Below are 24651 nucleotides of genomic sequence, written 5' to 3' on the forward strand. Positions count from 1 at the left end.
TCCCCCGCCGCGGTCCGAACGACCGTACGTTCCCGGCCAGTACGCCGTTCACGTGGCGAGGCCGACCCGTACGCTCTCCACCCAGGCCGGGGGCGCGGGCGGGTCCTCCCCGAGGAGCGCGGCGATGAGCCGGCAGGACGGTGTCTCGTCCGGCCACGGCGTGTAGCCGTCGGTCAGCACGATCACCACGTTCGGCCGGTCGGGCAGGGCCAGCGCGGCGCTGATGCCGACCCGCATGTCCGTGCCTCCGCCGCCGGCCAGGGTCACCTCGCCGGCGCTGCGCACCCGGGTCACGGCGTGTACGTCGGCGTCGCAGGCGAGGACGGCGACCCGGTTGCCGCCGAGCCCCGCCTCCCGCAGCACGCCGGTGACTTCGGCGAGCGCGGCCGCGAGGTCGTCCGGGCCCATCGATCCCGAGGTGTCGATGACGACGGCCACCCGCGGCAGCGGCCTGCGCAGGCTGGGCAGCACCACCCGGCCACCGAGCGCGGGGGTGCGGCGCGACGGGCGGCGGTACGTGTAGTCCACCGCGCCGGCCGCCCAGGCGGCGGCCTCGCGGACGGCCCCGGACAGGGCTTGGCGCCAGTCGACGGTGGGCTCCAGCAGCTCCTCGGCCCACCGGGCCCAGCCTTCGGGGATCCGGCCCCGGGTGCGCTGGTGGGCCCGTACGGCCTGGGCGGTCTGCCGGCGCAGCGCCTCCGCCTCCACCGGGCCGACCCGGGCGGGGCCGCCGTCCTCGCCCAGCTCCCAGGGCGCGGGGGTGCCGTGTGCGCCGGAACCGCAGTCCGGCCCGCGGGGTGTGCGGGGAATCGCCGGGAGGTAGGTCTCGAACAGGCCGCCCGTGGGCAGGCCGTAGAGCCTGGGCTCCATCCGCCCCTCGGGCAGTGCCAGCCCGTCGGCGAGCAGGTCGTCGTTGATCTCGCAGTCCTGGGCGATGTTGACCCGGACCGGATCGCGCTGGTCGGCGGCCGGCAGGCGCTCGGCCCGGCCGTGGTGGTCGCGCAGCAGGTGCGCCACCTCGTGGATCCACACCCCGGCCAGTTCGACGACCGGGGTCGCCTCGACGAAGGCGGGCGAGACGTAGCAGCGCCAGTGCCGGTCGACGCCCATGGTGCGCACCCCGTCCGAGGGGACCACGGTCAGGGCGTACAGCGCGGAGGCGAGGTAGGGGCGGGCTTCGGCGGCCTTGTAGCGGGCTGCCAGCAGCTTCGCGCGGTCCAGGGCCGGGCGCACCGCGGGCCCGGGCTCAGTCGCCGCCCGGCAGGGAGCCGGACAGCTGGAGGAGTTCCACGAACGCGTCGATGCCGGCGGGCACCGGCCAGTCGAGGTCGCGCATCGCGGCCAGGTCGGCGGCGGCGCGGGCCGCGACGTCGGGCACGCCGGCGTCCACGGCCTTGGCGAGGACCGCCCAGCCGGCCTCCCAGCGGGGGCGGGTGAGCTCGCTCTGCACGGCGGCGACCACGGCGATGAGGAAGGCCAGCTGCCGGTCGCCGCGCTCGGGCAGGGCGAAGGCGTCCGGGTCGGCCAGCACCCGGTCCGGGTCGGGCAGGTCGAGGTGCTCCAGGTACGAGAGCAGCTCGATCCCGGCGGCTTCGCCGACGGCGCCGGTGAGCGCGGCGGCCAGCGCCTCCCGGCCCGTCGAGGCCGCGTACCCCGTGGCCAGCAGCCGCAGGGCCATCTCCCAGGTGCGCGGGGAGGGCCAGCCGCGGCCCCGTCCGGCGGCCTCGGCCGGCATGTGGTGGACCAGGCCCGGCCGGGCGGTGAGGAAGCCGGAGACGGCGCCGCGGGCCCGGGCGACCGAGCCGGAGGCCTTGGCGGGGTCGACGGCCGGGATGGCCACCTCGGGCCAGGTCCCGGCCATGCCGCGGGCCACGGTGCGCGGGTTGTGCGTCCAGTCGAGGTGGACGAAGCGGTTGGCGAGCGGCGGGCTGAGGTGCCAGCCGTCGGCGGCGCTGGCGGGCGGATTGGCCGCGGCGACGATCCGTACCGCCGCCGGGAGTTCGAGGCTGCCGACCCGGCGCTCCAGGACCACGCGCAGCAGGGCCGCCTGCACGGCCGGCGGGGCGGAGGACAGCTCGTCGAAGAACAGCAGGCCGTGGCCGGTGCGGGCGAGGCGCACCGCCCAGTCCGGCGGTGCCATGGGGACGCCGGTGGTGGCGGGGTCCTCGCCGACGATGGGCAGCCCGGCGAAGTCGGAGGGCTCGTGGACGCTGGCGATGACGGTCTCCAGCGGCACGCCGAGCGCGGTGGCGAGCTGCTCCATGCCGGCGGACTTGCCGATGCCCGGCTCACCCCACAGGAGGACGGGCTGATTGGCCGTCACGGCCAGGGCCAGCGCCTCGAGTTGGGGGTTGGTGGCGGGTTCGGTGCGGGTGGCGCCCAGCCGGGCGCCCAGGGCGTCGGCGGCGGCCAGGGCGCGGGCGGGCTGGGGCTGGGTTGCACTCATGCGGCGTCGTCCTCGTCCTCGGCGTCGTCCTCGGCGTCGTCTTCCTCGTCCTCGTCTTCCTCGCGGTACTCCATGTGCTCGTCGAACCAGTCGGCGCCGATGCCCGGGAACTCCTCGTCGGCGCGGTCCCGCAGGAAGGCGAGGTCGGTGCGCTTGTAGCGGCGGATCTCCTGGGACAGCGACAGCTCCATCTCGTCGACGACGTCGATCCGGGAGCCGGCCGCCAGCAGGGCCCTGACCAGGTCCGCCGAACCGCCCCAGTGCACCGCGGACAGCAGCGGGGTGCGCTCCGCCTTGTCCCGCGCCTCCAGGTCGAGTCCGGCGGCCAGCAGCCGGGGCAGCAGCGCCTCGTGGTCGAGCAGGTGGAGGGTGTGCAGCAGCCCGCGTCCGCGTGCGTCCCGGATCCGCGGGTCCACGCCCGCGTCCAGCAGCGCCAGCACACCCGGGGTGTCGCCGTGCTGGGCGCGCAGGAAGAGCTCGTGCCGCTGGGCCTGGAGGGCGCGCGGCAGCCGCCCCTCGCCCGTGGTCCAGATCTGCTGCACGGCGAAGCATCCGGAGACCGCGCCGCCGAACGCCCGCATGGCACGCTCCCGTCGCTGCTCCTCGGGGGTGTGCGGTACGTCGAGTACGCCGCCTCGCGAGCGCACCTCGTGCCAGCCGCCGCGGCAGCGCACCCGTACCGGCCTGCCGGTGTCGGGGCCGGGCGGTCCCGCGGCCGGTCCGGCGCCGGGGAACAGCGCGCCGGCCACCAGCGGGTGCAGCTCGCGCGGTGTGATCCGGCCGGTCCGTACCAGTTCGAGGTCGGGGAGCCGCTGCCAGGCGTAGCGGGGCAGGGGCGGGACGGCGAGTGCCTCGGCCTGCTCGACGACGCGGGCCCGGAGCCGGTCGGGACCGGCGGATTCCAGCAGGAGGTAGCTGCGCCAGGTGGCCGCGATCCGGTAGCGGTCCCCCGCTCCGGCCGCCACGAGGCGCGCCACCTCCGGCGCGAGCCGGGTGAGCTCGAGGGGCATCTGCGCGAGGAGGGCCTCCGGGTCCGCCGGGCGCTGGTACGGCTGCGGGGTGGGGACGGCCAGGTCGCACTCGATGCCCGCCGCCGCATGGGCCTCGACCACGTCTCCTCGGGCCCGCAGCTCGGCGACCCGCTCGGCGAGGCCGTCCGGTCCGGCGAAGCGGGCGCCCAGCTCGGACGCGCAGCGGGCGTCCCAGAACGGCCGGACCGCGGTCCAGTCCTCGGATATGAAGCCGTGCCCGGTGTAGACCTTCCACTTCTTGGTGACGACCGGCGCGCAGTGCAGGCGCAGCCGCTGCGGGCCTTCGGTCATCAGGGGTGTGGTGACCGACAGGGTCGGGCCGCCGGGGCCCCCGTACCGGGCGAGCAGGATCCGCAGCGCGGGGGCGATGGTGGTGCGGCCGCCCAGGAGCCGGGGCAGGTGCCAGCGCAGCAGGTCCGGGGCGAGGTGCCGCAGATCCTGCGCCACGGCCTCGGCGACGTCGGCGCCGTAGCGCGCCTCGAGTTCGGGCAGCTCGAAGCCGATGTCCACGGCGGCGGCGGCGCAGGCCTTGCGCCAGTCCCCGGCGAGCCGGTGCGCGGTGGCCCGCTCGATCATCCAGCCGGGCACGGCGTAGCGGCGGATCCGCTGCCATGCCGGGCCGTCCTCCGGCCGGAAGCCGCCGTGCAGTTCGGCGTTCTCCACGCTCACCGGTACACGCTGCCGATGGCGCGCAGGTCCGGGTGGGCGGCCCGGGCGGGACGGAGCCGTTCGGTGAAGGAGCGCTTCACGCGGCGGGGCAGGCCGGGGCCCAGGCCGACGTACTCCAGGGGGCTGTTGTCGGGCACCGCGGCGAGCAGGCTCTTCGCGCCGCGGCCGGTGAGGCCGGTGTGGCGCAGCTCCAGGCGGCGCAGGGGGCTGCCGGGGAGGGCGGCGGCCAGGGCGTACGCGCCTTCGTCGCCGGGCTCGTTGCCGGGGGCTCCGAGGCTTCGCTCGGACATGGTCCGGCCGAGGTCCAGGGCCTCGATGCCGCCGAGGGACGCGGCCAGGGAGCGCGCTCCGGCGGCGCCGATGCCGTTCCCGCCGAGCCCCAGGCGGACCGGGTGCGCGGAGTCGGCCGCGGCGCGGGCGAGGGTCGCGGCGCCCTCGTCGCCGAGGTGGTTGGCCGGCACGTACAGCTCGCGCACCCCTGCCTCCCGGATCAGGGCGGCGAGCAGCGGGGCGGCGTCGGGGCCGAGGCCGTTGCCGCCGAGGAAGAGCCGTTCCAGGGGCTGTCCGCGGTCCAGCAGGGCGTCGAGCAGGAGGCGTACGCCGTCGGCGCCGGTCCCGGTGTTGACCAGGTCGAGGGTGCGCAGGGCGGTGTTGCGGCGCAGCAGCGCGGCCAGGGTGCGGGCGCCGTCCTCGAGGAGCGGGTTGCGCTTGAGCCACAGGGCGCGGACGGTGGTGTCGTCGGCGAGGGCGCCGGCCAGGGCGCTCAGCCCGTCGGGGCCGATGCGGTTGCAGCCGAGGTAGAGGGTGTGCAGCCGGTGGCCGCCGGTGAGGGCGCCGGCCAGGGTGCGGGCGCCCGCGTCGCCGATGGCGTTGGTGCCGAGCAGCAGGTGGGTGGCGTGGGCGGAGGCGGCCGCGGCCGGCAGCAGCCGGGCGGCGCCTTCCGGGCCGAGTCCCTGCTTGCAGAGGTCGACGCGGCCGTCGGTGCGCAGCGTGCCGAGCGGGAAGGTCTCGTCGGTCTCGACGGGCCGGTCCGCGGCGAGCCGGGCGAGCAGCGGGTCGAGGCCGGCCGGGTCGGCCGGCGGCAGGTCGGGGTGCTCGATCGCGGGGCACCGTACGGGTGTCGGCTGTGTCATCACCACTCCACCGGTTCCTTCGCCGGTGCCCGGCGTCGATCATGACGTGAAGACGAGAACTGCAGAAGTAGACGCAAGACCGGCCGGATTCGAACCGGCGTCCTCCAGCTCGATGCGTGGGCGCGACGACCTCTGCGCTACGGCCTTGCTGCGGGCGATCATACCGGCCCGGCGGCCGGAAATCGATCACCAGTTTGGGTGATCGATTCCCGACTGCCCTGATAGGTCTACCAGTTGCCGTCCTGTACGGGTTTGCCCGGCCTCGGGGCGTTTCCAAGTGGCTTGACCTGCGCGGGACCCGGTTCCGCCCAGGGGGCGTGGTCGTCGCCGAGCCACTCCCCCACCGGCTTGACCCCGGCCAGGGGCGCGGTGGGCGCGAGGTCGGCGCCGGACTCGTCGTAGTAGTCGAACCAGGGCAGCCCGGCCTGGGTGTAGGCGGCCCGGTCCACCGGCGAGGGCGGCGCGTCCTCCCCGGTGATACGGCGCCACGCGGGCGGGGTCACCAGGTGGACGAAGACCCGCGCGGCCGGCTCCCCGGCCCAGGCGGAGAGCGGTCGGTCGTCCCGGTAGACCTCCTGGCGCATGGAGCCGCCGACGCCGAGCCCCATGGCCGGAGCCGCGGGCGGCGCTCCCGCGGCGGGGGCCGAAACCGGCGCGGGCAGGCCGCCCGGCGGCGCAGCCGCCATCGGCATGGGCGGGGGTCCGCCGTAGCCCGCGAAGCCGCCGGGGGCCGCCGGGCCGGCCCCGGGCTGCCGGGGCCCCGCCCTGCGGGCCTCGCGCTGCGCGCGCCGCCATTCGGCGAGCGCCTGCTCCCCCAGCGGGAACGCCTGGAGCTGCACCCCGCCGGTGGTCTCCTCGCCGGTCACCTGGCCCTCGACGGTGGCGCCGAGCCCCAGCGGTACGGCGACGAACTGGCGCACCGTCCCGTCGCCCGAGTTGATCCCGTCCAGCCACGGCTGGCGGGGCAGCACCACGTAGTTCTGCGGGTCGCGGCCCAGCCGCCCCGTCCAGCGCTCGCCCGACACCGCGCACACCTTGCCGACCCCGACCTGGAGCGCGGCCGGTTCGGCGCTCCGGCCGAAGCTCAGCCACATCGCCTCGCGCAGGTACACCGGCAGCATCACGCCGCCCTTGGCCAGCCACTCCGGCGGCGCCGTGTCCGGGTAGTCCTCGACCCGCCGCAGCGGGAACTCCCCCAGCCCCGGCGGCAGTGCGTGCGTACCCGATTCGGGCAGCCGCAGCGTCCGGATGAAGCGGATCTGCACCCCTTCTCCCAAAAGCAGCGCATTGCCCTCGACCCGTACCGAACCTGTCCCCATCCCCGCCCTTTCTCCCGTTCCGGCCCGGACCCGCCACAGGATCTGCGGTCGGGCCGGATCGTTATGCTCAAGTTTTGCTCAGATCTAGTGACGCTGCGCCCGTCGCCTTCCTAGCTTCCTCGTACACGTGTCTTGACGTCCCCCCACGTACCCGCGGTTCCGCGCGCCCCAGCGACCCTGTCGGCCGTCCCGCGTTTTTCGAGGAAAGAGTGCAGCAATGAAGGTTCCCCAGGCCGGTGCGGTTGCCGCAGTGATCGCCCTCGCCCTGACCACCTCCGGGTGCGGCGGTGACGACCAGGCCAAGGGGACCCTCTCCGTCGGCATCAAGTTCGACCAGCCGGGCATCGGACAGCGCGAGCCCGGCGGGATCTTCACCGGTTTCGACGTGGACGTGGCCACGTACGTGGCCAAGGAGCTCGGCTACAGCGCGGACCGGATCGAGTTCAAGCAGGTCTACAGCAACGACCGCGAGCTGCTGCTCCAGTACAACGAGGTGGAGTTCGTCGCCGCGAGCTACTCGATCAACGACAAGCGCAAGGAGAAGGTCGACTTCGCCGGGCCGTACTTCGTGGCCCACCAGGACATCCTGGTCCGCGCCTCCGACACCTCCATCGCCAAGCCGGAGGACCTCAACAACAAGCGGCTCTGCTCGGTCTCCGGCTCCACCTCGGCGGACAACATCAGGAAGGGGCTCGCCCCCAAGGCGAGCGTGCTGGAGCTTCCCGGGTACTCCGAGTGCCTCGTCGCCCTCCAGGACAACATCGTCGACGCCATGACCACGGACAACTCCATCCTGGCCGGGTACGCGGCCAGGAAGGGCAACGAGGGCAAGTTCAGGCTGACGGGCCAGAGCCTGAGCACCGAGAACTACGGCATCGGCGTGAAGAAGGGCGACAAGGAACTCCAGACCAAGATCAACGCCGCGCTGAAGAAGATGGTCGAGGACGGCTCCTGGGAAGCGGCCGTGAAGAAGAACTTCGGCCAGGACTACAAGTACGAGCCGGCCCCGCCGATCACGACGGTCAGCTGACGATCGCCGGGGCGGCGGCGGGCCCGGCCCGCCGTCGCACCCGTCCCCGGAACCGGCCGGGCCGCCCCGGCCGTTGGGCCGGGCACGTCAGGCCACCGGGGCCTTGCCGCGCAGCACCGTCAGGAACTCCCGCATCCAGCGCGAGTGGTCGGGCCAGGCCCGGGCCGACACCAGCGTGCCGTCCACCACGGTCTCGGAGTCCTCGAACGCGGCCCCGGCCGCCTTCATGTCCAGCTCCAGGGCCGGGTACGCGGTCACCCGGCGGCCCGCCAGGCCTCCGGCCGCAGCCGTGATCAGCGGGCCGTGGCAGATCTGGGCGATCGGCTTGTCCGACTCGGCGAAGCCGGCCAGGATCCGCCGCACCTCGGGGTCGTTGCGCAGGTACTCCGGCGCCCGGCCGCCCGGGACGACCAGGGCCGCGTAGTCCTCGGTGACCACGTCGGCGAAGGCCAGATCGGCCGGCCAGGTGTAGCCGGGCTTCTCGGTGTAGGTGTCGAAGCCGTCCTCGAAGTCGTGGACCACGAAGCGCAGCTTCTTCACCGAGGGCGCCGCGATGTGGACCTCGTACCCCTCCTCGCGCAGCCGCTGGTACGGATACAGGACCTCCAGCGACTCCGCCGCGTCACCGGTCACGATCAGGATCTTCACTGCCATGGGCTGCTCCATCAAGGGCTCTTCACGGTCGGACGGGCCCCGAGGGGCCACCGCTACCCTGCCCGCGGCGGACGGACGGCACACACCAAGGTCCGCACTCCCGACACATGGTTTTTACCTGTAGGGCACATGACAATGTGAGCCTCGCTCTGCCACCTGACACCCCGCCAATTCCCCGGGCGGGGACGGTGCGTGTGGAGAGGTCCCCCACGTGATGAGAATCTCGCGCCTGACTCCCTGGGCGGCCGACCTCGCGGCGGCCGCCCTGTTCGCCGTACCGGCCGCCGCCTCCGCCGGTCAGCAGCGGACGGCGGAAACCCAGACCGCCGCCGTCTCGGTCGACAGCTACTACGCCGCCGCCGAGGGCAAGACCGGAGCGGCCCTGAAGTCCGCCCTGCACGGCATCATCAAGAACCAGTCCAAGGTCAGCTACGACGGCGTGTGGAACGCCCTCAAGGTGACCGACCAGGACCCGGCGAACCCGAACAACGTCATCCTCGTCTACTCCGGCCGCTCGCAGTCGAAGTCGACCAACGGCGGCGACCCCGACGACTGGAACCGCGAGCACGTCTGGGCCAAGAGCCACGGCGACTTCGGCACCGCGACCGGTCCCGGCACCGACCTGCACCACCTGCGCCCCGAGGACGTCACCGTCAACAGCACCCGGGGCAACAAGGACTTCGACAACGGCGGCGGCCCGGTCGGCGAGGCACCCGGCAGCCTCACCGACGCCGACTCCTTCGAGCCGCGCGACGCGGTCAAGGGCGACGTGGCGCGGATGCTGCTCTACATGGCCGTGCGCTACGAGGGCGGCGACGGCTTCGCGGACCTGGAGATGAACGACCGGGTCGGCAACGGCTCCGCTCCCGCCCACGGCCGGATCAGCGTGCTCAAGCAGTGGCACCAGATGGACCCGCCGGACGCCTTCGAGCAGCGCCGCAACCAGGTCATATTCGATGTCTACCAGCACAACCGGAACCCGTTCATCGACCACCCGGAGTGGGTCGCCTCCATCTGGTGACCGCACGCCGCGGCCCCGGAGCGGTTCCCTACAGGGCCGGGTAGTCCGTGTACCCGCGGGCATCTCCGCCGAAGAAGGTGGAGGTGTCCGGGGTGTTGTACGGGCCCTCGGTGCGGAGCCGCTCCGGGAGGTCGGGGTTGGCCAGGAACAGGGCCCCGAAGGCAAGCAGGTCGGCGGTGCCGTCCTCGATCAGCGTGAGGGCCCGGTGGTCGGTGGGGCCCTCGGTCGCCGGGTTCAGCACGAGCGGGCCGGAGAACTGCTTGCGCAGCGCGAGGGTGGTCGCCCGGGCCTCGGGGCCGTGCTCCAGGACGTGCAGGTAGGCCAGTCCGAGCCTGTCGATCTCCTTGACCAGCGCCTCGTAGGCGGGCTGCGGGTCGGGCTCGGAGATGTTGTTGTACGGGTTTCCGGGCGAGATGCGCAGCCCGGTGCGCTCGGCGCCGATCGCGGCGGCGACCGCCTTGACCACCTCCACGGCGAAGCGGATGCGGTTCTCGGTGGTGCCGCCCCACTCGTCGGTGCGCCGGTTGGAGCCCGGGGCCAGGAACTGGTGGATCAGGTAGCCGTTGGCCCCGTGCAGCTCGACGCCGTCGAAGCCGGCCTCGACGGCGTTGCGGGCGGCCTCTGCGTAGTCGGCGATGGTCGCCCGCACCTCGGCGCCGGTCAGCTCGCGGGGGGTCACGAAGTCCTTGAGGCCGTCCCCGGTGAAGACCTGCCCCTCGGCGGCGACCGCGGAGGGTGCCACGGGCACCAGACCGTCCGGCAGCAGCGTGGGGTGGCCGATCCGGCCGGAGTGCATGATCTGCGCGAAGATCCGGCCGCCCGCGGCGTGCACCGAGTCGGTGACCTCGCGCCAGGCGGCGACCTGCTCGGCGGTGTGCAGGCCGGGGGTGAAGGGGTAGCCCTGGCCGACGGCGGAGGGCTGGATGCCCTCCGTGATGATCAGGCCGGCGGAGGCGCGCTGGGTGTAGTACTCGGCGACGAGGCCGGTCGCGATCCCTCCCTCCCCGGCCCGGCTCCGGGTCATGGGCGCCAGGGCGATGCGGTTGGCGAGGAGTCCACCGGCGATGCGGACGGGTTCGAATGCGCTGGTCATGTCTGCCCCACAGAGTTAATTGGTCGGCCAATGATTGCTTCGGGGTGCAGCGTACCGCATTACTTGGCCGACCAAGGTAAAATTTGTCCGGCGGGTAGGATTCCCAGTCCGAGACGAGAAGAGGACCGCCGCCATGACCGCGCAAGCAGCCGGGGAACCGCGTACCGAAGCCGCCTGTCCGGCGGTACCCGGCGCCGTGCTGGACGGGCCGGTCAGCCACGCCATCAGCCGCGTGGCCCGGCTCCACCGGATCGCCGCGGGCCGAGCCCTGCGCAAACTGGGACTGCATCCGGGGCAGGAGTTCCTGATGATGCACCTGTGGGACAGCGGGGCGGTGCGCCAGTCCGAGCTGATCAAAGCGGTGGGCCTCGACCCGTCCACGGTGACCAAGATGCTCCAGCGCCTCGAACAGGCCGGACACGTCCGGCGCCGCCCCGACCCGGCCGACCGCCGCGCCTCCCTGGTCGAGGCCACGGACGCCAGCTGCGGGCTGCTCGTCGAGGTGCGCCGGGCCTGGGGCGAACTGGAACGCCAGACCCTGGGCGGCCTGGACGCGTCCGAGCGTGCCGAACTGACCCGTCTGCTGGGCACGGTGGAGAGCACCCTGTGCGCCGAGCTCTCCGGGAGCGGCGACGGGGACTGCGACAGCGCCTGTTAGGACGGGCGGGCCGTCACGGCGGGTCCAGGCGGTCGGCGAGGCTCTGGAAGCCGGTCCACGGCAGGGCCGGGGTGCGGGCGTCCCAGACTTTCTGCGAGAGCGCGGCCAGCGGCAGCCGGATGCCCGCCGCCACCTGGGCCTGGGTCTGGGCTCCGGCCAGATCGGACCACACGGCGAGCCGGGCGCCGAGGATCTGGTCCGCGTACCGGGCGGGCACGGGGGTGGTGCCGCGCAGGACCAGGGGGGTCCACTGCTCGTATATGCGCCGGCCGGTCGGGTAGGTGAACTGGTTCGGCTCGCCCAGCACGTAGTAGAGGTACTCGTCGTTGAGGTTCACGACCTTGCGGCCCTCGCGCAGGTACTCCAGCGGCGGCCGGGCGCCGATCTCCTTGCCGGTCCAGTACTCGACCTGGATGTCATCGGCCGCCTTCGCGATCCCGCCGGCGAAGAACCCGTCGTTCCACGCCTTCAGCGCCTTGCCCGACGGGCGCACGGTGTCCGCGCGGTCTTCGAGCCAGCCCGTGGCCAGGTCCTGCACCCGGGCCGTGGGCCCGTACCGCTGGCGTGCCGCGGCGGCGAGCTGCGGGAAGGAGGCCTCCGGGTCGCGGACCACCAGCGCCTGGTACTCGTCGGCGCCCAGGTGCCAGGCCCCGCCGGGGAACAGCGGCAGGTACTCGCGGAGCAGTTCGTCGACGAGCTTCGCGGCGGCCGGGTCGGATATGTCCACCGCGCCCTGCACCGCCCTGCCCTGTACGTCGCGCAGCTGCAGCCCGGGGTGGGCGCGCAGCACCGCGCCGAGGTGTCCGGGCGAGTCGATCTCCGGGACCACGGTGATGTGCAGGCGGGCGGCGAGGGCGGTGATACCGCGCAGCTGGGCCTTGGTGAGGTGCGTGGCGGAGACGATCTCGGGGTGGCTGTCGGACTCGATGCGGAAGGCCTGGTCGTCGGAGAAGTGCAGGCCGAGCTGGTTGAGTTTCAGATCGGCCATCTCGCGCAGCCGGTCCTCGATCCAGTCGGGGGTGAAGTGCTTGCGCGCGATGTCGAGGTTGAGGCCGCGCTGCGGCTCGGCGGGGCCGTCGCGCACGGTTCCCTCGGGGGCCGAACCGGCGCTGCGCACGGCCTGTTTGAGGGTACGGGTGCCGTAGAAGACCCCGGCCTCGTCGGGTCCGGTGATGCGGACCCGGCCGTTCTTGACGTCGAGGGTGTACGACTCGGGCGTGCCCGAACCCTTGGCTGCGAGGGACAGGTGCACGTCGCCGGGGGCCGGCTCGGCCGATTCGGCGTATCCCATGCGCAGTTCACCGGCCAGCAGCCTGCCCTCGTCGCCCAGGGCGGCCGTGTCGCCCGGCGCGACGACCACGCGGGCCGCGGGGGCGGGCTTCCATCCGGGCCCCCGGGCGGGAACGTGCTCCCGTACGGCCGGGATGGTGCGCGGGGCGGTGGACAGGGCGTAGGAGGGCGTCGGGGAGGGGGCGGCCGCGGTGGGCACCGGGGCGGGCGCCGCCGGGCCGGGCGGGGTGCTCGCGCCGGGGGTCGGTGCGGCCGGTGCGGCCGGTGCGCGGGCCTGGTCGGAGCCGGCCGTGCAGCCCGGGACGGCAAGGGTGACCAGTGCGGCGACCGCCGCCGTCGCTATGACGTGGCCTCTCACGTGAAACCTCGGATCTCGCCTCATGCGCCCGCGTCCGATGCGCCCGTGTCCCCCGTACCAACCTGGCACGGGGGACACGGGAGCGCGACCCGGCGGTCTCAGACCGGGGCGTCGAGCGCGGCGGCGGCGAAGCCGTGGTCCTGGTCGGGGGCGCCGCCGCCGACGCCGATGGCGCCGATGAGGCGGCCTTCGCGGTGGACGGGCAGCCCGCCCGCGATGAAAAGCAGCGGACGGTCGAGGGCGGTGGGCAGGGTGTGGAAGGGGCCGCCGGGCTGGACGGCGGCGACCAGGTCGGCGGTGGGCGCGTTCAGCTGGAGCGCCGTGAAGGCCTTGCGGGTGCTGGTCTCGCCGGAGATCAGCACGGCGCGGTCGTCGCGGCGGAAGGCGAGCAGGTGGCCGCCCGCGTCGAGGACGGTGACGCTGACCGTGACCCCGGCCGCTCCGGCGGCCGCGTCGGCGGCGGCGACGAGCAGCTCGGCGTCCTCGGTGGTCAGCGGGGCGACGGCGGTGCGGGTGGTGCTGGACATGCGGGTCTCCTCGCGGGGCGGGGTCGTACGGCGGGTGTCCGGGCGGGCATGGAGGGCGGGCCGGGGCGGGGGTGTGCGGGAAGCGTCGGCGGATCAGTGGCGGGCGGGTACGGCGGCGGCCGCCCCGGGGGCTGAGGCGGCGGGCACCCTGCCGCCGTGGGCCGCGCGTCCCTCCGTACGGCGCTCCAGGGCGCCGGAGACGAGGGCGAGCGCCAGGGCGGAGGCGGCGAGCGCCGCGCCGACCCAGTTCGGGGCGGTCCAGCCGAGGCCCGCGGCGATCACCAGGCCGCCGAGCCAGGCGGCGAGCGCGTTGCCCAGGTTGAAGGCGCCGATGTTGACGGCGGAGGCCAGGGTCGGCGCGCCCGCGGCCTGGTCGAGGACCCGCTTCTGGAGCGGGGGCACGGTCGCGAAGCCGAGGGCGCCGATGAGCACGACGGTGACGGCGGCGCCCGCCTTGGTGTGGGCGGTGAGCGTGAAGACGGCCAGGGTGACGGCGAGCGCGCCCAGGGAGACGTACAGCATCGGCATCAGCGCACGGTCGGCGTACCGGCCGCCGATGAGGTTGCCCGCGACCATGCCGAGGCCGAAGAGGACGAGGAGCCAGGTCACGGAGGAGTCGGCGAAGCCGGCGACGTCGGTCATCATCGGGGTGATGTAGGTGATCGCGGCGAAGACGCCGCCGAAGCCGAGCACGGTCATCGCCATCGCGAGCAGCACCTGCACGTTGCGGAAGGCGGCCAGCTCGCCGCGGATCCGTACGCCGCCTTCGGGGCGGGGCAGCTCGGGGACCAGGCGGGCGATGCCGAGCAGGCCGATGACGCCGAGCCCGGCGACGACGAGGAAGGTGACGCGCCAGCCGAGGGTCTGGCCGACCAGGGTGCCGAGCGGGACGCCCACCACGTTGGCCACCGTCAGGCCGGTGAACATCATGGCGATGGCTCCGGCCTTCTTCTCGGGGGCGACGAGTTCGGCGGCGACGACCGCGCCGATGCCGAAGAAGGCGCCGTGGGCGAGCGAGGCGACGACGCGGCCGGCGAGCATCATTCCGAAGGCGGGGGCGAGCGCGGACAGCACGTTGCCCGCGATGAACAGGCCCATCAGCAGCATCAGCATCCGCTTGCGGGGGATGCGGGTGCCGAGGACGGTCATCAGCGGCGCGCCGAAGACCACGCCGAGGGCGTAGCCGGTGACCAGGAAGCCCGCGGTGGGGATCGAGACGCCGTAGTCGCCCGCGACCTCGGGCAGCAGGCCCATGATCACGAACTCGGTGGTGCCGATCCCGAAGGCCCCGATGGCGAGGGCGAGGAGGGCGAGAGGCATGAGGGAAGGTGTCCTTCGGCGGGGAGGGCGACACGTTGCTGCCGCTGCTTACAGGCGTCCACATTAATTGCAGACGCGGGATACTTGCAAGCGCGGGCTATTGCGCGGGGGCCCTATCCTGGTGCCCCACCCGCTTCGAAGGAGGAGCCCATGACGGCCACGGACAGCGCACTCACCGCCCTCTCCCAGGGCTGGTGCGCCCTCTCCCTCCTGCACGGGCGCATCGAGTCGCACATCGAACGGGCCCTGCAGGCGGGGCACGGCCTCAGCGTGCGCGAGTTCTCGCTGCTGGACGTCCTGAGCCGCCAGCACAACGGGCCCGGCGGCCACCTGCGCATGCACCAGGTCGCCGACTCGGTGCTGCTCAGCCAGAGCGCGACGACCCGGCTGGTGAGCAGGCTCGAGGACCGCGGTCTGCTGAGCCGCTACCTCTGCGACACCGACCGGCGCGGCATCTACACCGACGTGAGCGAGGCGGGCCTGGCCCTGCTGGCCGCCGCCCGCCCGACGAACGGCGCCGCGCTGCGCGAGGCACTGGACGAAGCCGCCCGCAATCCCCAACTGGCCCCGCTGGTCGCGGTGGTGGAGCACGGCGGCCCGGCGGCCGCCTAGATCCGAATGCCAGAGCCCGAGAACGCCGAAGCGGCGGGCACTCGTGTGAGTGCCCGCCGCCTCGGGGGCCAACGGGATCCGCTCCTGCGGACCGGCCGTGACCACTCGCGGTCAGGTGTGCCCGTCCGCCCCTGCTTCCAGGAACTTGCTGTAGACCAGATGCAGCAGCGCCGCGTAGGCGTGCTGGGAGCGGGCGATCTGCTGCGTTTCGGGATCCGCGGTGTCGCCCAGCCTCTCGGCGCGCTCCAAGATCTCGTCGAGGAGCGCCAGAGCGTCCGGAACCACCGGCTTGAAGACACCGTCCTCAACGAAACGGATCACTGTTGTCACGTATTGATCCGCGAGCACCAGATCACTGCGGATGAGTACGGATTCCTCAAGAGGTCCGCTTCGAGGGAACGGCAGGGACCTCCACAGCGTGTAGGCGTCCACGAAGCTCAGCATTGGTCTTTCCTTGGCGATTAGTGGTCGTTGTCGTACCAGAAGGTGACGACCTTCCCGTTGGAGATGATGCCTCCGGGGCCGCCGTTCGGATCCGTGAACTTGATGCCCTTGGAGCCGTCCTCCATTTCGACGAGTTTCTGATTGACCCTACTGCGGGCCGGGTTCGACTCGAGCCACGCCTTGGCGTCCGCCTGGTACTGCTCGGGAGTCTTGCCGAGCGACAGGCCGTGCTTGTCGAAGTGGTACTTGAACGAGGCCTCGGGAGAGGTGAAGGTCGCGGTGTGCCAGGTGTCCCTGACGCCGACGGGGCACGCGAACGTGTTGTGGACCAGTACCGGCGTCGCGCCGGCCAGCACGTAGTAGGTGTGGATCTCGTCGACCGTCAGGTTGTGCACCCGCATCGGCTCGGTCCACGCCCGGACGCCGACGAGTTCCTTGAGCTCGCCCTCGGGGGTGCGCAGCCGGTCGCCGGCCTTGAGGTCAGCGGCGTCCACCCACTCGTGGCGGTTGTCGACCCAGAACGGGTGCCCGTCCGTGGCCGTGATGGCGCCGGTGGCGCTCCCGGCTGCGCCATCGGTGTCGACCGTGAGTTCCCGCAGCGCCTTCTGGCCCTCCCCGACGATCAGGTCGGTCACGGCGCGGCTCTCGGTCCGCCCGGTCCCGGGGTCGGTCGCGATGACCCGCTCGCCGACTCGGACCTCCTCGATCGGCTTGCGCGTACCGTCGGCCATGAGCACCAAAGTGCCCGGTGCGAAGCTGTTCTTGACCTCGCACGGCGGGTTCTTGCGGATCTTCTCGAGGAGCTCGTTGCTCTTCTCGATCACCTTCTTCGCCTTGGCGGAGTTCTCGAGGAAGTCGTCCAGGCCGCCGACGATGCGGACGAGGGCCTTGGCGATCGCCGGCGTCTCCTTGATGACCTTCAGCGCCTTGCCCCAGGGAAGGGCGCCGACCACGGCCCAGAAGCAGCTCTCGAAGTTGCCCTCGGTGAAGCACTTCTTGATGTCCTCGAAGAGGAGGTCGACGATGATCTCGCCGCCGTTCTCCATGAGGAAGTCGGCGAGGTCCTTGTTCTCGAGTTGGCGGGCCTGCTCGTACTCCTCCGGCGTAATACCGGCGAGCTTGAGTGCCTGGAGCTCCGCTTCGGTCAGCTTCGGGGCTTGGCCCTTCTGCGCGGCGGCCTTCGCCGCCGCCTCCCGGGCCTTGCGCTCCTGCTCGCGCTGGTACTCCTCGGCCTTCTTCGCCGCCTCGTCCGCCTCGCGGGCGTACGTGTTGGCGTTCTTGGCCGCGGCCTCCGCCGACTTGGCGTGGCCCTCCGCCGACTCCGCGAACTTGTTCGCGTCCGCGGCGTCCTTCTCCGCCTGGGCGGCAGCGCCCTGGGCGACGGTCGCCTCGTGCTCCGCCAGGTTGGCGGCGCTGTTCGCGGCCACCGCGTGGCTGTCCGCCTCGGCCGCGGCGCCCCGGGCACGGGCTGCCTCCGCCTCCGCCTGGTTGGCGGCGTTACGGGCCGCGGTCGCGTCCGCGTAGGCCTGTTTGGCGGCCTCGCGGGCGAGCGTGGCGTCGGCCTGGGCCTGCGCGTCGGCCTGGTTGGCGCGGGCCGCGGCCGCGCGGGCCTTGGCACCGTCCTCGGCGGCCTGCGCCGCCGACTTCATCGCAGCCGCGGCGGAACGCGCGGCGTTCGCGGACGAACGCGCCGCCGCCGCGGCGGCCTTGAAGGCCGGAGCGACCTGGGCGTTGGCCCGCTGGGCAGCGGCCTCGGCGGCGTCGGCGGCCTTGACGGCCTCCGCGGCCTTCGCCTCGGCCGAGGCGACCTGCTCCGCGCCCATCTGCTCCGCCGCGGCGGCGACCTCGGCGGCGAAGTCGGCGTCGACGTCCTTGCCGGCGAACGGCGCGGTCAGCTCGATGGCCATGTTGGCCGGCTCGGCGATGCCGGCGGCCGTGCTGCGGGCCCCCGCCGCCGCCTTGACGGCGATGGTGGACTGGACCCGCGCCATCGCGGCCTCGCGAACAGCGCCCTGGGCCTCCTCCTTCGTGCGGTTCGCGGCCTGGAGGGAGTTGTTCGCGTGCATGGCGGCGAGCCCGGCCAGACGGGCGGCCTCGTGCGCGGCGATGCCGGCCCGGGCCTCCTGGGCCGTGGCCTCCGCGGCCTTCTGGTTGGCGCGCTGCGCGGCGGCGTGCGTGAGGGCGGCCTCGGCCTCCGCCTTGTTCGCGGCGGCGTCGGCGGCCGCGGCGGCCGCCTCGGCCTTGTTCGCCGCGGCGCTCGCCCGCGCGGCGTGCGCGGTGGCCTCGGCCGCCGCGGCCCGCGCCCGGGCGGCCGCACCCGCGGCCTCCGTCGCGGCGGAACGCGCCCGTACGGCCGCACCGCTGGCGGTGCCCGCGGCGCTGCGGGCCTGACCGGCCGCCTGGCCCGCGGTGTTGGCGTCGGCGCGCGCCTGGTCGGCGGCTGCCCGGGCCACACCCGCGTCGATCGTGCCGCGGCCGGAGGCGGCGATCGCCTCGGTCGCCTTGGCACGGGCCTCCGCCGCGTCGTGCCGCTGCTCGGCCGCGAACGCGGAGTTGCGGGCGTTGCGGGCGTTGGTCTCCTCGTCCCGCGCCTTGCGGTCCGCCTCGGCGGCGATGCCGTCCTGGTGGGCGGCGGACGCGCGCGCGGACGCCGCCGTCGCGGCGGCCGCCTGCGCCTGCGCGCGGGCGGCGGAAGCCGTACGGGCCTCGGCCTCGGCGCGCGCACGCGCAGCCGCGGCGATGTCCCGCTCGCGCTCGGCCCGGGCCCGGGCCGCCGCGGCGAGGTCGCGCTCACGCTCGGCGATCTTGCGCTGCTCGGCCGCGATCGCGGCCTGGCGCTGCGCCTCGATACGGGCCTCGCGGGTCTTGCGGGCGTGCTCCCACGCCTCGCGCTCCGCCTGCTCGGCCGCCACGCGCGCGTCCTTGGCCCGCGCCGCGGCGGTCGCGGCGATCTTCGCCTGCTTCTCGGCGGCCTCGGCCATCCGGGCCGCGGCCCGGGCCTGCTCCTCGGCGTTCGCCCGCCACTTCTTGGCCTGCTGCTCGTGCAACTCGGCCTGGTTCTGGGCGTTCAGGCCGGCGGCGTCGGCGGCGGTGGCGTCCACCGCGTGCTGGGCCGTCTGGGCGGCCTTCACCGCGGCTTCCGCTGCGGCGGCGATGCCCGAGGCGACCTCGGACCACTGGGTGCCGTGCTCCAGGCCGGTCTGCACCAGCACATCGGCCTGGATCTTGGCCTGCGCGGCCGCGACCTGAGCGGCCTTGGAGGCGTCCTGGCCGTACCCGACCTGACGTGCGACCTCGGCCTTGACCTGGTCGTAGTTGGACAGGCGCTTGCCGGCCCGGTCGGCCGCCAGCATCCGGTCCGCCTCGCGCGAGGCGGACGCCGCCGACGACATGGCGTTGGAGGCCTTCTTGAGCGCCTTCACGGCGTCGCCGTGCGCGGCGATCAGCTTGGTACGGGCCTCGGCGGCGACGGCCGCCTTGCGGGCCAGCTCACGCAGCTTCTCCGCTGCCTCCTGGGCCTCTTTCTGCGCCTTCTCGTGCGCGGCCCGGTCGTCGGCGTCCTGCTGCGCCGCGACCTGGTAGCCCTTCTCCAGGAACTCCGCGATCACCGCGTCGTTCTTGGAGTCCAGCGCGGCCCGCGCGGCCTGCTTCACCGCGGGTCCGCCCACCGACGCCAGCATCTCGACGCGCTTGCGGTTCTCCTCGGCGCGCTTGGCGGCGTTCTGCTTGTCCGCCTCGTCACGCTGCTTGGCGATGTCCGCGCCGAAGGCCAGGAAGTCGGCGCGGTCCTGTGCCGTGCCCTTGAGGACCCGCTCGACCTCGGCGTTGAAGAACGGGCCGCCGGTGCCGCGCAGCTTCTCGATCTGCTGGCGGTTCGCGGTGTCGGCACCGGCGCGCTTGTCCTTGGCACGCTGGCGCGCCTCGGACTCGCCGCGCTCCAGGAACTCCCGGACGGCGTTCGGGTCGGTGCTCTGCAGCGCCTTCCTGGCGGCCTCGCGGACCTCTTCTTCCTCGTCGAACTCGGCGAAGTCCTCGACCAGCTGCCGGTCCCGCTCGTCGCTGATCCGCTGGAGCTCGGACTTCGCGGCGGGCGCCGCGCCGGACGTCTTCGGCTTGAGCGCCCCCGCCAGCTGGTCGAGCGACGCGAGCGTCTTCGTCAGCGACGCCTTCTCGTTGTGTACGGCGGCGGTCGCGGCAGCGGCCTCGCCGGGGGCGGGGGCCGGGGGGGGGGGGGGGCCCACCCCGGCCACGACGACCGCTGCGGCCACGGCCTTCCGTACGTTCGCGGCCGCGCCCACGCGCAGCCTTCCGGCCCTGGGCCGGAACCTTCCCCTCACGGGAACCCCCTAGACGAATGGATCAAGAAACCCCCGCCCAGGTCAGCGGACGGGGTGGTCGAATGCAGTCCGGCCGGCCCGTCACGGGCCGGCCGGATCCTCGGGATCAGCCCCGGGCGCGGTTCTCGCCGTCCTGGGCCCGCTCGAACATGGCCTTCCAGAACGCCGCCGCGTCGACGGCCCCGGCCTGCTCCCCGGCCCAGGCGCCCTGGTTGGTCTCGGCGGTACCCGAGACCGCCTTCCAGAGCTGCTCCGCGGACTCCCGGGACAGCAGGGCAACGGCCCGCCAGTTCTCCGCCTGCGCAGTGGCGGCGGCCTGCTCGGCCAGCCACGCGCGCTGCGCCGCGCCGGCGTGTTCGGACACCGCCTTCCAGGCCCGCTCCGCTTCGGCGCGGGCCCGGGCCGCGTCCGCCGCATCCTTGACGGCCGCCTCGGCCGCCGTGGCCTCCCGGATCAGGAGCGTCAGCGTGTGGTGCCGCATCGTCTCTCCGTCGGCCACACGCGTCCGATACGCCTCGAGGTCCAACGCCGCGCCCGTGGCCCACCCGTAGCCGAAGAACTCCGCCACGTCGGTGTCCGCGGCACCCGGTCGCAGCGCCCACTGCGCCGCGACCCGTACCTGCTCGCCCGGGTCGTTCTCACCAAGGGTGCGCACGAAGTCCCGGTCCTTGGCGGCAACTTCCAGCCGCTGCTGTTCGGCGGCCTCGCGCACGGCGCGGTCGCGCTGCTGCGCGTCGGCGTACCCCGTTTTCACGAACGCCGCCTGCTCGGCGACGCTCCCCTTCAGCGCCCGCGCGGCGGCCGCCCGCACCTCGGGGGAGAATCCCGCCGTGTGCGTGGCCACGACGCGCTCGCAGAACGCCTTGTTCCGGGCGCGCGTGTCCCGCGCCCGCTGCTTGGCGTAGTCGAAACCGCCGGCGGGCGCGAGCCACTCGAGGAGCGCCTCGTCGCCGCGGGAACTCCGCAGCGCGTTCCACGCCGACGTCCGCACCTCGGCGGCCGGGTGCGTCTTCGCCATCGACGTCACCCGTCGGCGCGCCTCCTCGACCGCCGCGGCCAGCTCGGGCGAAAGCGCCTGCTCCGCCTGCACGCCCGCAACGACCGACGGCGCGGCGGCCGCGATACGGGCGTCCGCCCACGCCGGGGCCGTGCCCGCGATCGCGATCCCGCCGGCCAGCACGCCGGCCGCCGCCGTCCGCGCACCCCACCACTGACGACTCAACTGAAGACCCCCTTGGGAAAGAAGAACGTGTTCACAGCCGAAGAGGGGCAGGGCCGTACGCCCGGCCCTGCCCCTCCGCGACTTCAACGGGCGCGCTCGCGCGCCCCCGTTCGGCAGGCCTACTTGACCTGCTGGACCTGCCACAGCTGGGCGTCGGACCGGTTGCAGGTGTACAGCTGCGTGTCGACGCCGTTGTCCTTCTTGGCGCCGGGGACGTCCAGGCACATGCCGGCGGCGTGCATCGGCGTCACCTCGTACAGCTTGCGGACGCTGTCGACCAGCACCAGCTGCCAGCGCTGGTGCGCGCCCTGCCCGCACTTGAACTGCTGGACGGCCGCGCCGTTCTTGGCGCCCTGCTGCTGCACCTCGAGGCACTTGCCGGTGAGGACGGAGCGCAGCTCGAAGCTGCCGCCCGTCGCGGCGACCGCGCTCCACTTCTGGGCGTCGCTGCCGTTGCAGGTGTACTGCTGGGTGTTGATGCCGTCCGTGGTCTTGCCGCCTTCGACGTCCAGGCACTTGCCGCTGTGGGCAGCCGTGAGCGTGATGGCCGCCGGCGCCATCGCGGCGCGGGACTTGCCCTCCTGCGCTGCGGCATGCGCCGAGAGCGCAGCCTCGCGGGCCGCTTCGGCGGCGTCACCGCTGGCGGCCTTCCGTGCCGCCTCGGCCGCGATGCGAGCGGCTTCGGCCGCGGAACGGGCATCGGTGTCCGTGTCGGCCTGTACGGCGGTCGCGGTGCCGGCCAGCACGGCGAAGGTGGCGCCTACGGCCAGGGCGGCCCGGATGATCCGAGACATGATGGGATCGGTTTCCTCTCGCGGGTTGACGGTTGCTCAGGCTGCGGTGACCGGCTGGATGCGCCACTTCTGGGCGCCCGAGCCGCTGCACGACGCCAGCTGCGCGGCGGCGCCGTCGTCCTTGCCGGCGGACGCGATGTTCAGGCAGCGCTGCGCGTTCGCTGCCGTGTGGGCGGGCCGCAGCTCGTAGAGCTCGTTGGCGATGTCGACCATGACCAGGCGCCAGCGCTGGTTCTGCGCGCCCACGCACCACCACTGCTGGACGACCGTGCCGTTCGCGGTGCCGGCGCTCTCCGCGTCGAGGCACTTGCCGCTGTGCTTGAACTTCAGCTCGAAGGTGCCCGCACCGGAGGGCACCATGTCGAACTTCTGGTTCTCGGCGTCGTCGGCACAGGTGGCCTGGCCGGCGTTGATGCCGTTGCGCAGGCCGGCGTTGCCGATCGCGAGGCACTTGCCGCTGTGCTCGGCCTTGAGCTGTACGGCCGAGGGCGCCGCGACGGCGGCGGTGACGGACGACGCGGTGACGGACATGGTGGACGGCTCTGCGGCGGCGACGGCGACGGTCACGCCGGCGGCGAGCACGGCGGCACTGGCCCCGATGGCCAGAACGGATCGGACGATCCGAGACATGGGGTGTTTCCGTTCTTCTCAGGTGGAAGGAAAGGATTCTGCTGCGGCTGCGGCTGCGGCTGCGGTCAGCGCGCGAGCGGGGTGGCGACCTTCCAGGTGGCGTCCAGGGCGAAGTCCTTCTCCGCGTCGCCGCGGTTCTTGCCGCTCTTGTCGGCCGCGTACAAGTCGCCCTGGTACTGCCGCAGGAAGCGGCCCGGCTGGCCCGCCGACTCGAACGACGTACCGGAGCCGACCAGGGGCTTCTTCGCGCACCAGGTGGCGTCCTTGCGGAATTGCGCGCTGTTGTCGCTGGCGGTCAGCCGGACCCGCAGGTCCTTCTGCATCAGGTAGTGGCCGGGCTTGCGGGCCGACTCGAAGGAGTAGCAGTTCGGCTGACCGCCCAGGGCGGGGACCACGACCCAGGTGGCGTCCTCGCGGTCGGCCTGCTTGGAGCCGGCGGACACGGGAGCGATGAACGCCTCGCCGGCGTCGACACCGGACTGCCGGATGGCGAAGCCGGGCAGTTTGGCGTTCACCGGCTGGAGCGTCTGCCGCTTGGCCCGGTAGAGGCTCTCCTCCTTGAGGAACTGCGCGACGGCCTCGTCGCTGCCGGCCAGCGCCGTCTTCGCGGCCGCAACCAGGTTCGGGTTCACGCCGGTCTTCTCCGCGGCGGCCCGGATCTGCGTGACGAGCAGACGGTTGGCATCGGCGATCTTCTTGCGGCGAGCCTCGTCGTCCTTCTTGTACGCCTCTACGGCGCCGGTGTGGATGAACTGCTTCCACACGGCCGGGTCAGGGCTGAGGACCGCGCGCTGCGCCGCCGCGTACAGCTCGCTCTCCTTGGCGTCGGCCGGTGCGACGCGCAGCAGTTCGCGGATGAAGTTGTCGTCGCTGAGGACCAGCATGGCCTCGCTCGCCGTGACGCGGAACAGCGCGGCCGCGTTGGCGCGGGCCGCCTGCTCCTTGCGGCGCTCGGCCTCCTCGCGGTTCCGCTCCTCCAGCTCCTTGAGCTCCTTGGCCACGTCGCGCTGGTGGGCCTCGCGGGCGCCGTTGGTGATGAACTCCCGCCAGGCGGCGGTGTCGCCGGCCAGGGCCGTCGCGGCGGCGGCGCGGACCTCGGGACCGGCCGCCTCGTGCCGCATCACGGCGCGGATGAAGTTGTCGTCGCTGAGGTCGAGGAGGTCGGGGCTGTTCGGGATACCCACCGCGATCAGAGCCTGGGACTTGGCGAGCCGGGCGTCGCGGGCGGCGTCGGCCTTGTCCTTCTCGCGTTGCTTGTCGACGGCATACGCCTCGTGGATGCCGGCGGCGATGAACGCGACGTGCTCGTCGGCCACGTCGCTGATCATGGCGCCCTCGGCGGCCAGCCGCACGGCATCGAAGGCCTCCCCGCCGTCGCGGGCCTTCTGCCAGAGGGCATGGACGAAGTCGATGTCGCTGAGCAGCAGTACGTCCGGGCTCGGGTCGAGGCGCACGACGGCAGCGGCGTCGACGCGCTGCTTGTCGGTGGTCCCGATCCCGGCGGCGGCCGCGGCGGCCGACGGGGCGGCGAGCGCGATGAGCGGCGCGGCCACGCCGCTGACGGCGGCCAGCGCGGTGGCCGTCACGAGCCCGCGCGTCACGGCCTTCGACATGCGACGGGAGATCGAGTAGCTCTTCTTCATTCTGCTTTCGGTTTCCCCCTGCTAGGTCCCGCACGCAGTTCCCCATGCGTGCGGGATGGTCGGTGGGCGCAGTCTTGAAGATCACCAAAGGTCAGTCAAAACGGAATTGACCGCTCCCGCCCGGTTGCCGCCAATCTGGCGATTTATTGAGGGGTTTTCAGTCAACTTTCCGCTGAAATCAGCCTTGAGCGGGGCAGCGAAAGCCGGAAGGTAGTGCGAAATGCCCTGATTTCACGCACGGGGGAAGAGCCAGGGCCCGCCGACCCGTTCCGCCCTTCCCGCGCCCTCCCCACCCAGTCGGCACACCGGCTCCGGGAGCGCCGGCCCGTCGCCGAACGGCCTTGACCGCCCGTCGGCGACAGGACACAAGGGCAAGGTGTGGGCTGGTACACACCAGGATTTGTATGTTACTGACGGGTT

The 24651-nt window shown here is 73.4% G+C and carries 20 protein-coding genes and 1 pseudogene; 4 read left to right on the top strand and 17 right to left on the bottom strand.

Going from position 1 to position 24651, the window contains the following annotated elements; genetic code table 11:
- Positions 1-48: 48 nt before the first annotated feature.
- From ACIPUC_RS03920 to ACIPUC_RS03945, 6 genes and pseudogenes are all read right to left on the bottom strand, one after another.
- Complete coding sequence (locus tag ACIPUC_RS03920; RefSeq protein ID WP_446586585.1) at positions 49-1233, bottom strand: vWA domain-containing protein; 1185 nt, start codon at positions 1231-1233, stop codon at positions 49-51.
- Positions 1234-1246: 13 nt separating this feature from the next.
- On the bottom strand, positions 1247-2446 hold the full coding sequence (locus tag ACIPUC_RS03925; protein WP_446586586.1) for an AAA family ATPase: 1200 nt from the start codon (positions 2444-2446) through the stop codon (positions 1247-1249).
- Positions 2443-4146 carry an ankyrin repeat domain-containing protein gene (locus ACIPUC_RS03930; protein WP_446586587.1) on the bottom strand — a complete coding sequence of 568 codons (1704 nt, stop codon included), beginning with the start codon at positions 4144-4146 and terminating at the stop codon, positions 2443-2445. The genes ACIPUC_RS03925 and ACIPUC_RS03930 overlap by 4 nt, the downstream gene beginning before the upstream one ends.
- The gene (locus ACIPUC_RS03935; RefSeq protein WP_446586588.1) at positions 4143-5279 is read right to left on the bottom strand and encodes a gala protein; all 1137 of its coding nucleotides are present in this window, start codon (positions 5277-5279) and stop codon (positions 4143-4145) included. The genes ACIPUC_RS03930 and ACIPUC_RS03935 overlap by 4 nt, the downstream gene beginning before the upstream one ends.
- A gap of 74 nt (positions 5280-5353) precedes the next feature.
- A pseudogene (locus tag ACIPUC_RS03940) lies at positions 5354-5426 on the bottom strand.
- A gap of 80 nt (positions 5427-5506) precedes the next feature.
- The gene (locus tag ACIPUC_RS03945; RefSeq protein ID WP_446586589.1) at positions 5507-6598 is read right to left on the bottom strand and encodes a hypothetical protein; all 1092 of its coding nucleotides are present in this window, start codon (positions 6596-6598) and stop codon (positions 5507-5509) included.
- Between the two features lie 217 nt (positions 6599-6815).
- Here ACIPUC_RS03945 and ACIPUC_RS03950 point away from each other — a divergent pair, with 217 nt between their 5' ends.
- Entirely contained in the window at positions 6816-7628 is an 813-nt protein-coding gene (locus ACIPUC_RS03950) for a glutamate ABC transporter substrate-binding protein (protein WP_446586590.1), read from the top strand.
- A gap of 87 nt (positions 7629-7715) precedes the next feature.
- On the opposite strand, the gene ACIPUC_RS03955 is transcribed toward ACIPUC_RS03950, so the two are convergent.
- Entirely contained in the window at positions 7716-8282 is a 567-nt protein-coding gene (locus tag ACIPUC_RS03955) for a DJ-1/PfpI family protein (protein WP_446586591.1), read from the bottom strand.
- A 214-nt stretch (positions 8283-8496) separates the two neighbouring features.
- On the opposite strand from ACIPUC_RS03955, the gene ACIPUC_RS03960 reads away from it, so the two are divergent.
- Entirely contained in the window at positions 8497-9303 is an 807-nt protein-coding gene (locus ACIPUC_RS03960) for an endonuclease I family protein (RefSeq protein WP_446586592.1), read from the top strand.
- Between the two features lie 28 nt (positions 9304-9331).
- Here ACIPUC_RS03960 and ACIPUC_RS03965 read toward each other — a convergent pair whose 3' ends face one another.
- The gene (locus ACIPUC_RS03965) at positions 9332-10369 is read right to left on the bottom strand and encodes an alkene reductase (protein ID WP_446586780.1); all 1038 of its coding nucleotides are present in this window, start codon (positions 10367-10369) and stop codon (positions 9332-9334) included.
- Between the two features lie 160 nt (positions 10370-10529).
- Between ACIPUC_RS03965 and ACIPUC_RS03970 the strand changes: the two genes are divergently transcribed.
- Positions 10530-11054 carry a MarR family winged helix-turn-helix transcriptional regulator gene (locus ACIPUC_RS03970; protein ID WP_446586593.1) on the top strand — a complete coding sequence of 175 codons (525 nt, stop codon included), beginning with the start codon at positions 10530-10532 and terminating at the stop codon, positions 11052-11054.
- A 13-nt stretch (positions 11055-11067) separates the two neighbouring features.
- Here the strand turns inward: ACIPUC_RS03970 and ACIPUC_RS03975 are convergent, their stop codons facing one another.
- The 3 genes from ACIPUC_RS03975 to ACIPUC_RS03985 form a co-directional block, all read right to left on the bottom strand.
- On the bottom strand, positions 11068-12726 hold the full coding sequence (locus tag ACIPUC_RS03975; RefSeq protein ID WP_446586594.1) for a beta-N-acetylhexosaminidase: 1659 nt from the start codon (positions 12724-12726) through the stop codon (positions 11068-11070).
- Positions 12727-12800: 74 nt separating this feature from the next.
- Positions 12801-13229: a GlcG/HbpS family heme-binding protein gene (locus ACIPUC_RS03980; RefSeq protein WP_446586595.1), complete on the bottom strand. Its 429-nt coding sequence runs from the start codon at positions 13227-13229 to the stop codon at positions 12801-12803.
- A 93-nt stretch (positions 13230-13322) separates the two neighbouring features.
- Positions 13323-14549 carry an MFS transporter gene (locus ACIPUC_RS03985; RefSeq protein ID WP_446586596.1) on the bottom strand — a complete coding sequence of 409 codons (1227 nt, stop codon included), beginning with the start codon at positions 14547-14549 and terminating at the stop codon, positions 13323-13325.
- A 150-nt stretch (positions 14550-14699) separates the two neighbouring features.
- Here ACIPUC_RS03985 and ACIPUC_RS03990 point away from each other — a divergent pair, with 150 nt between their 5' ends.
- Positions 14700-15161, top strand: coding sequence for a MarR family winged helix-turn-helix transcriptional regulator (locus tag ACIPUC_RS03990; protein ID WP_446586597.1), 462 nt, complete (start codon positions 14700-14702; stop codon positions 15159-15161).
- 111 nt (positions 15162-15272) lie between these two features.
- Here the strand turns inward: ACIPUC_RS03990 and ACIPUC_RS03995 are convergent, their stop codons facing one another.
- The 6 genes from ACIPUC_RS03995 to ACIPUC_RS04020 all read right to left on the bottom strand — a co-directional run bounded on the left by ACIPUC_RS03995 (position 15273) and on the right by ACIPUC_RS04020 (position 24231).
- Complete coding sequence (locus ACIPUC_RS03995) at positions 15273-15605, bottom strand: hypothetical protein (RefSeq protein ID WP_446586598.1); 333 nt, start codon at positions 15603-15605, stop codon at positions 15273-15275.
- Between the two features lie 17 nt (positions 15606-15622).
- A complete protein-coding gene (locus ACIPUC_RS04000) occupies positions 15623-19846 on the bottom strand; it encodes a polymorphic toxin-type HINT domain-containing protein (RefSeq protein ID WP_446586599.1) in 4224 nt (1407 codons plus the stop codon).
- Positions 19847-20048: 202 nt separating this feature from the next.
- Positions 20049-21164 (bottom strand): hypothetical protein, encoded by a 1116-nt coding sequence (locus tag ACIPUC_RS04005; protein WP_446586600.1) that lies wholly within the window; start codon positions 21162-21164, stop codon positions 20049-20051.
- Between the two features lie 119 nt (positions 21165-21283).
- Positions 21284-21958 carry an RICIN domain-containing protein gene (locus ACIPUC_RS04010; RefSeq protein WP_446586601.1) on the bottom strand — a complete coding sequence of 225 codons (675 nt, stop codon included), beginning with the start codon at positions 21956-21958 and terminating at the stop codon, positions 21284-21286.
- Between the two features lie 36 nt (positions 21959-21994).
- The gene (locus tag ACIPUC_RS04015) at positions 21995-22588 is read right to left on the bottom strand and encodes an RICIN domain-containing protein (RefSeq protein ID WP_446586602.1); all 594 of its coding nucleotides are present in this window, start codon (positions 22586-22588) and stop codon (positions 21995-21997) included.
- 65 nt (positions 22589-22653) lie between these two features.
- Positions 22654-24231, bottom strand: coding sequence for an AbfB domain-containing protein (locus ACIPUC_RS04020; protein ID WP_446586603.1), 1578 nt, complete (start codon positions 24229-24231; stop codon positions 22654-22656).
- Between the last annotated feature and the right edge of the window lie 420 nt (positions 24232-24651).

This window comes from Streptomyces sp. LARHCF249, assembly GCF_052871255.1.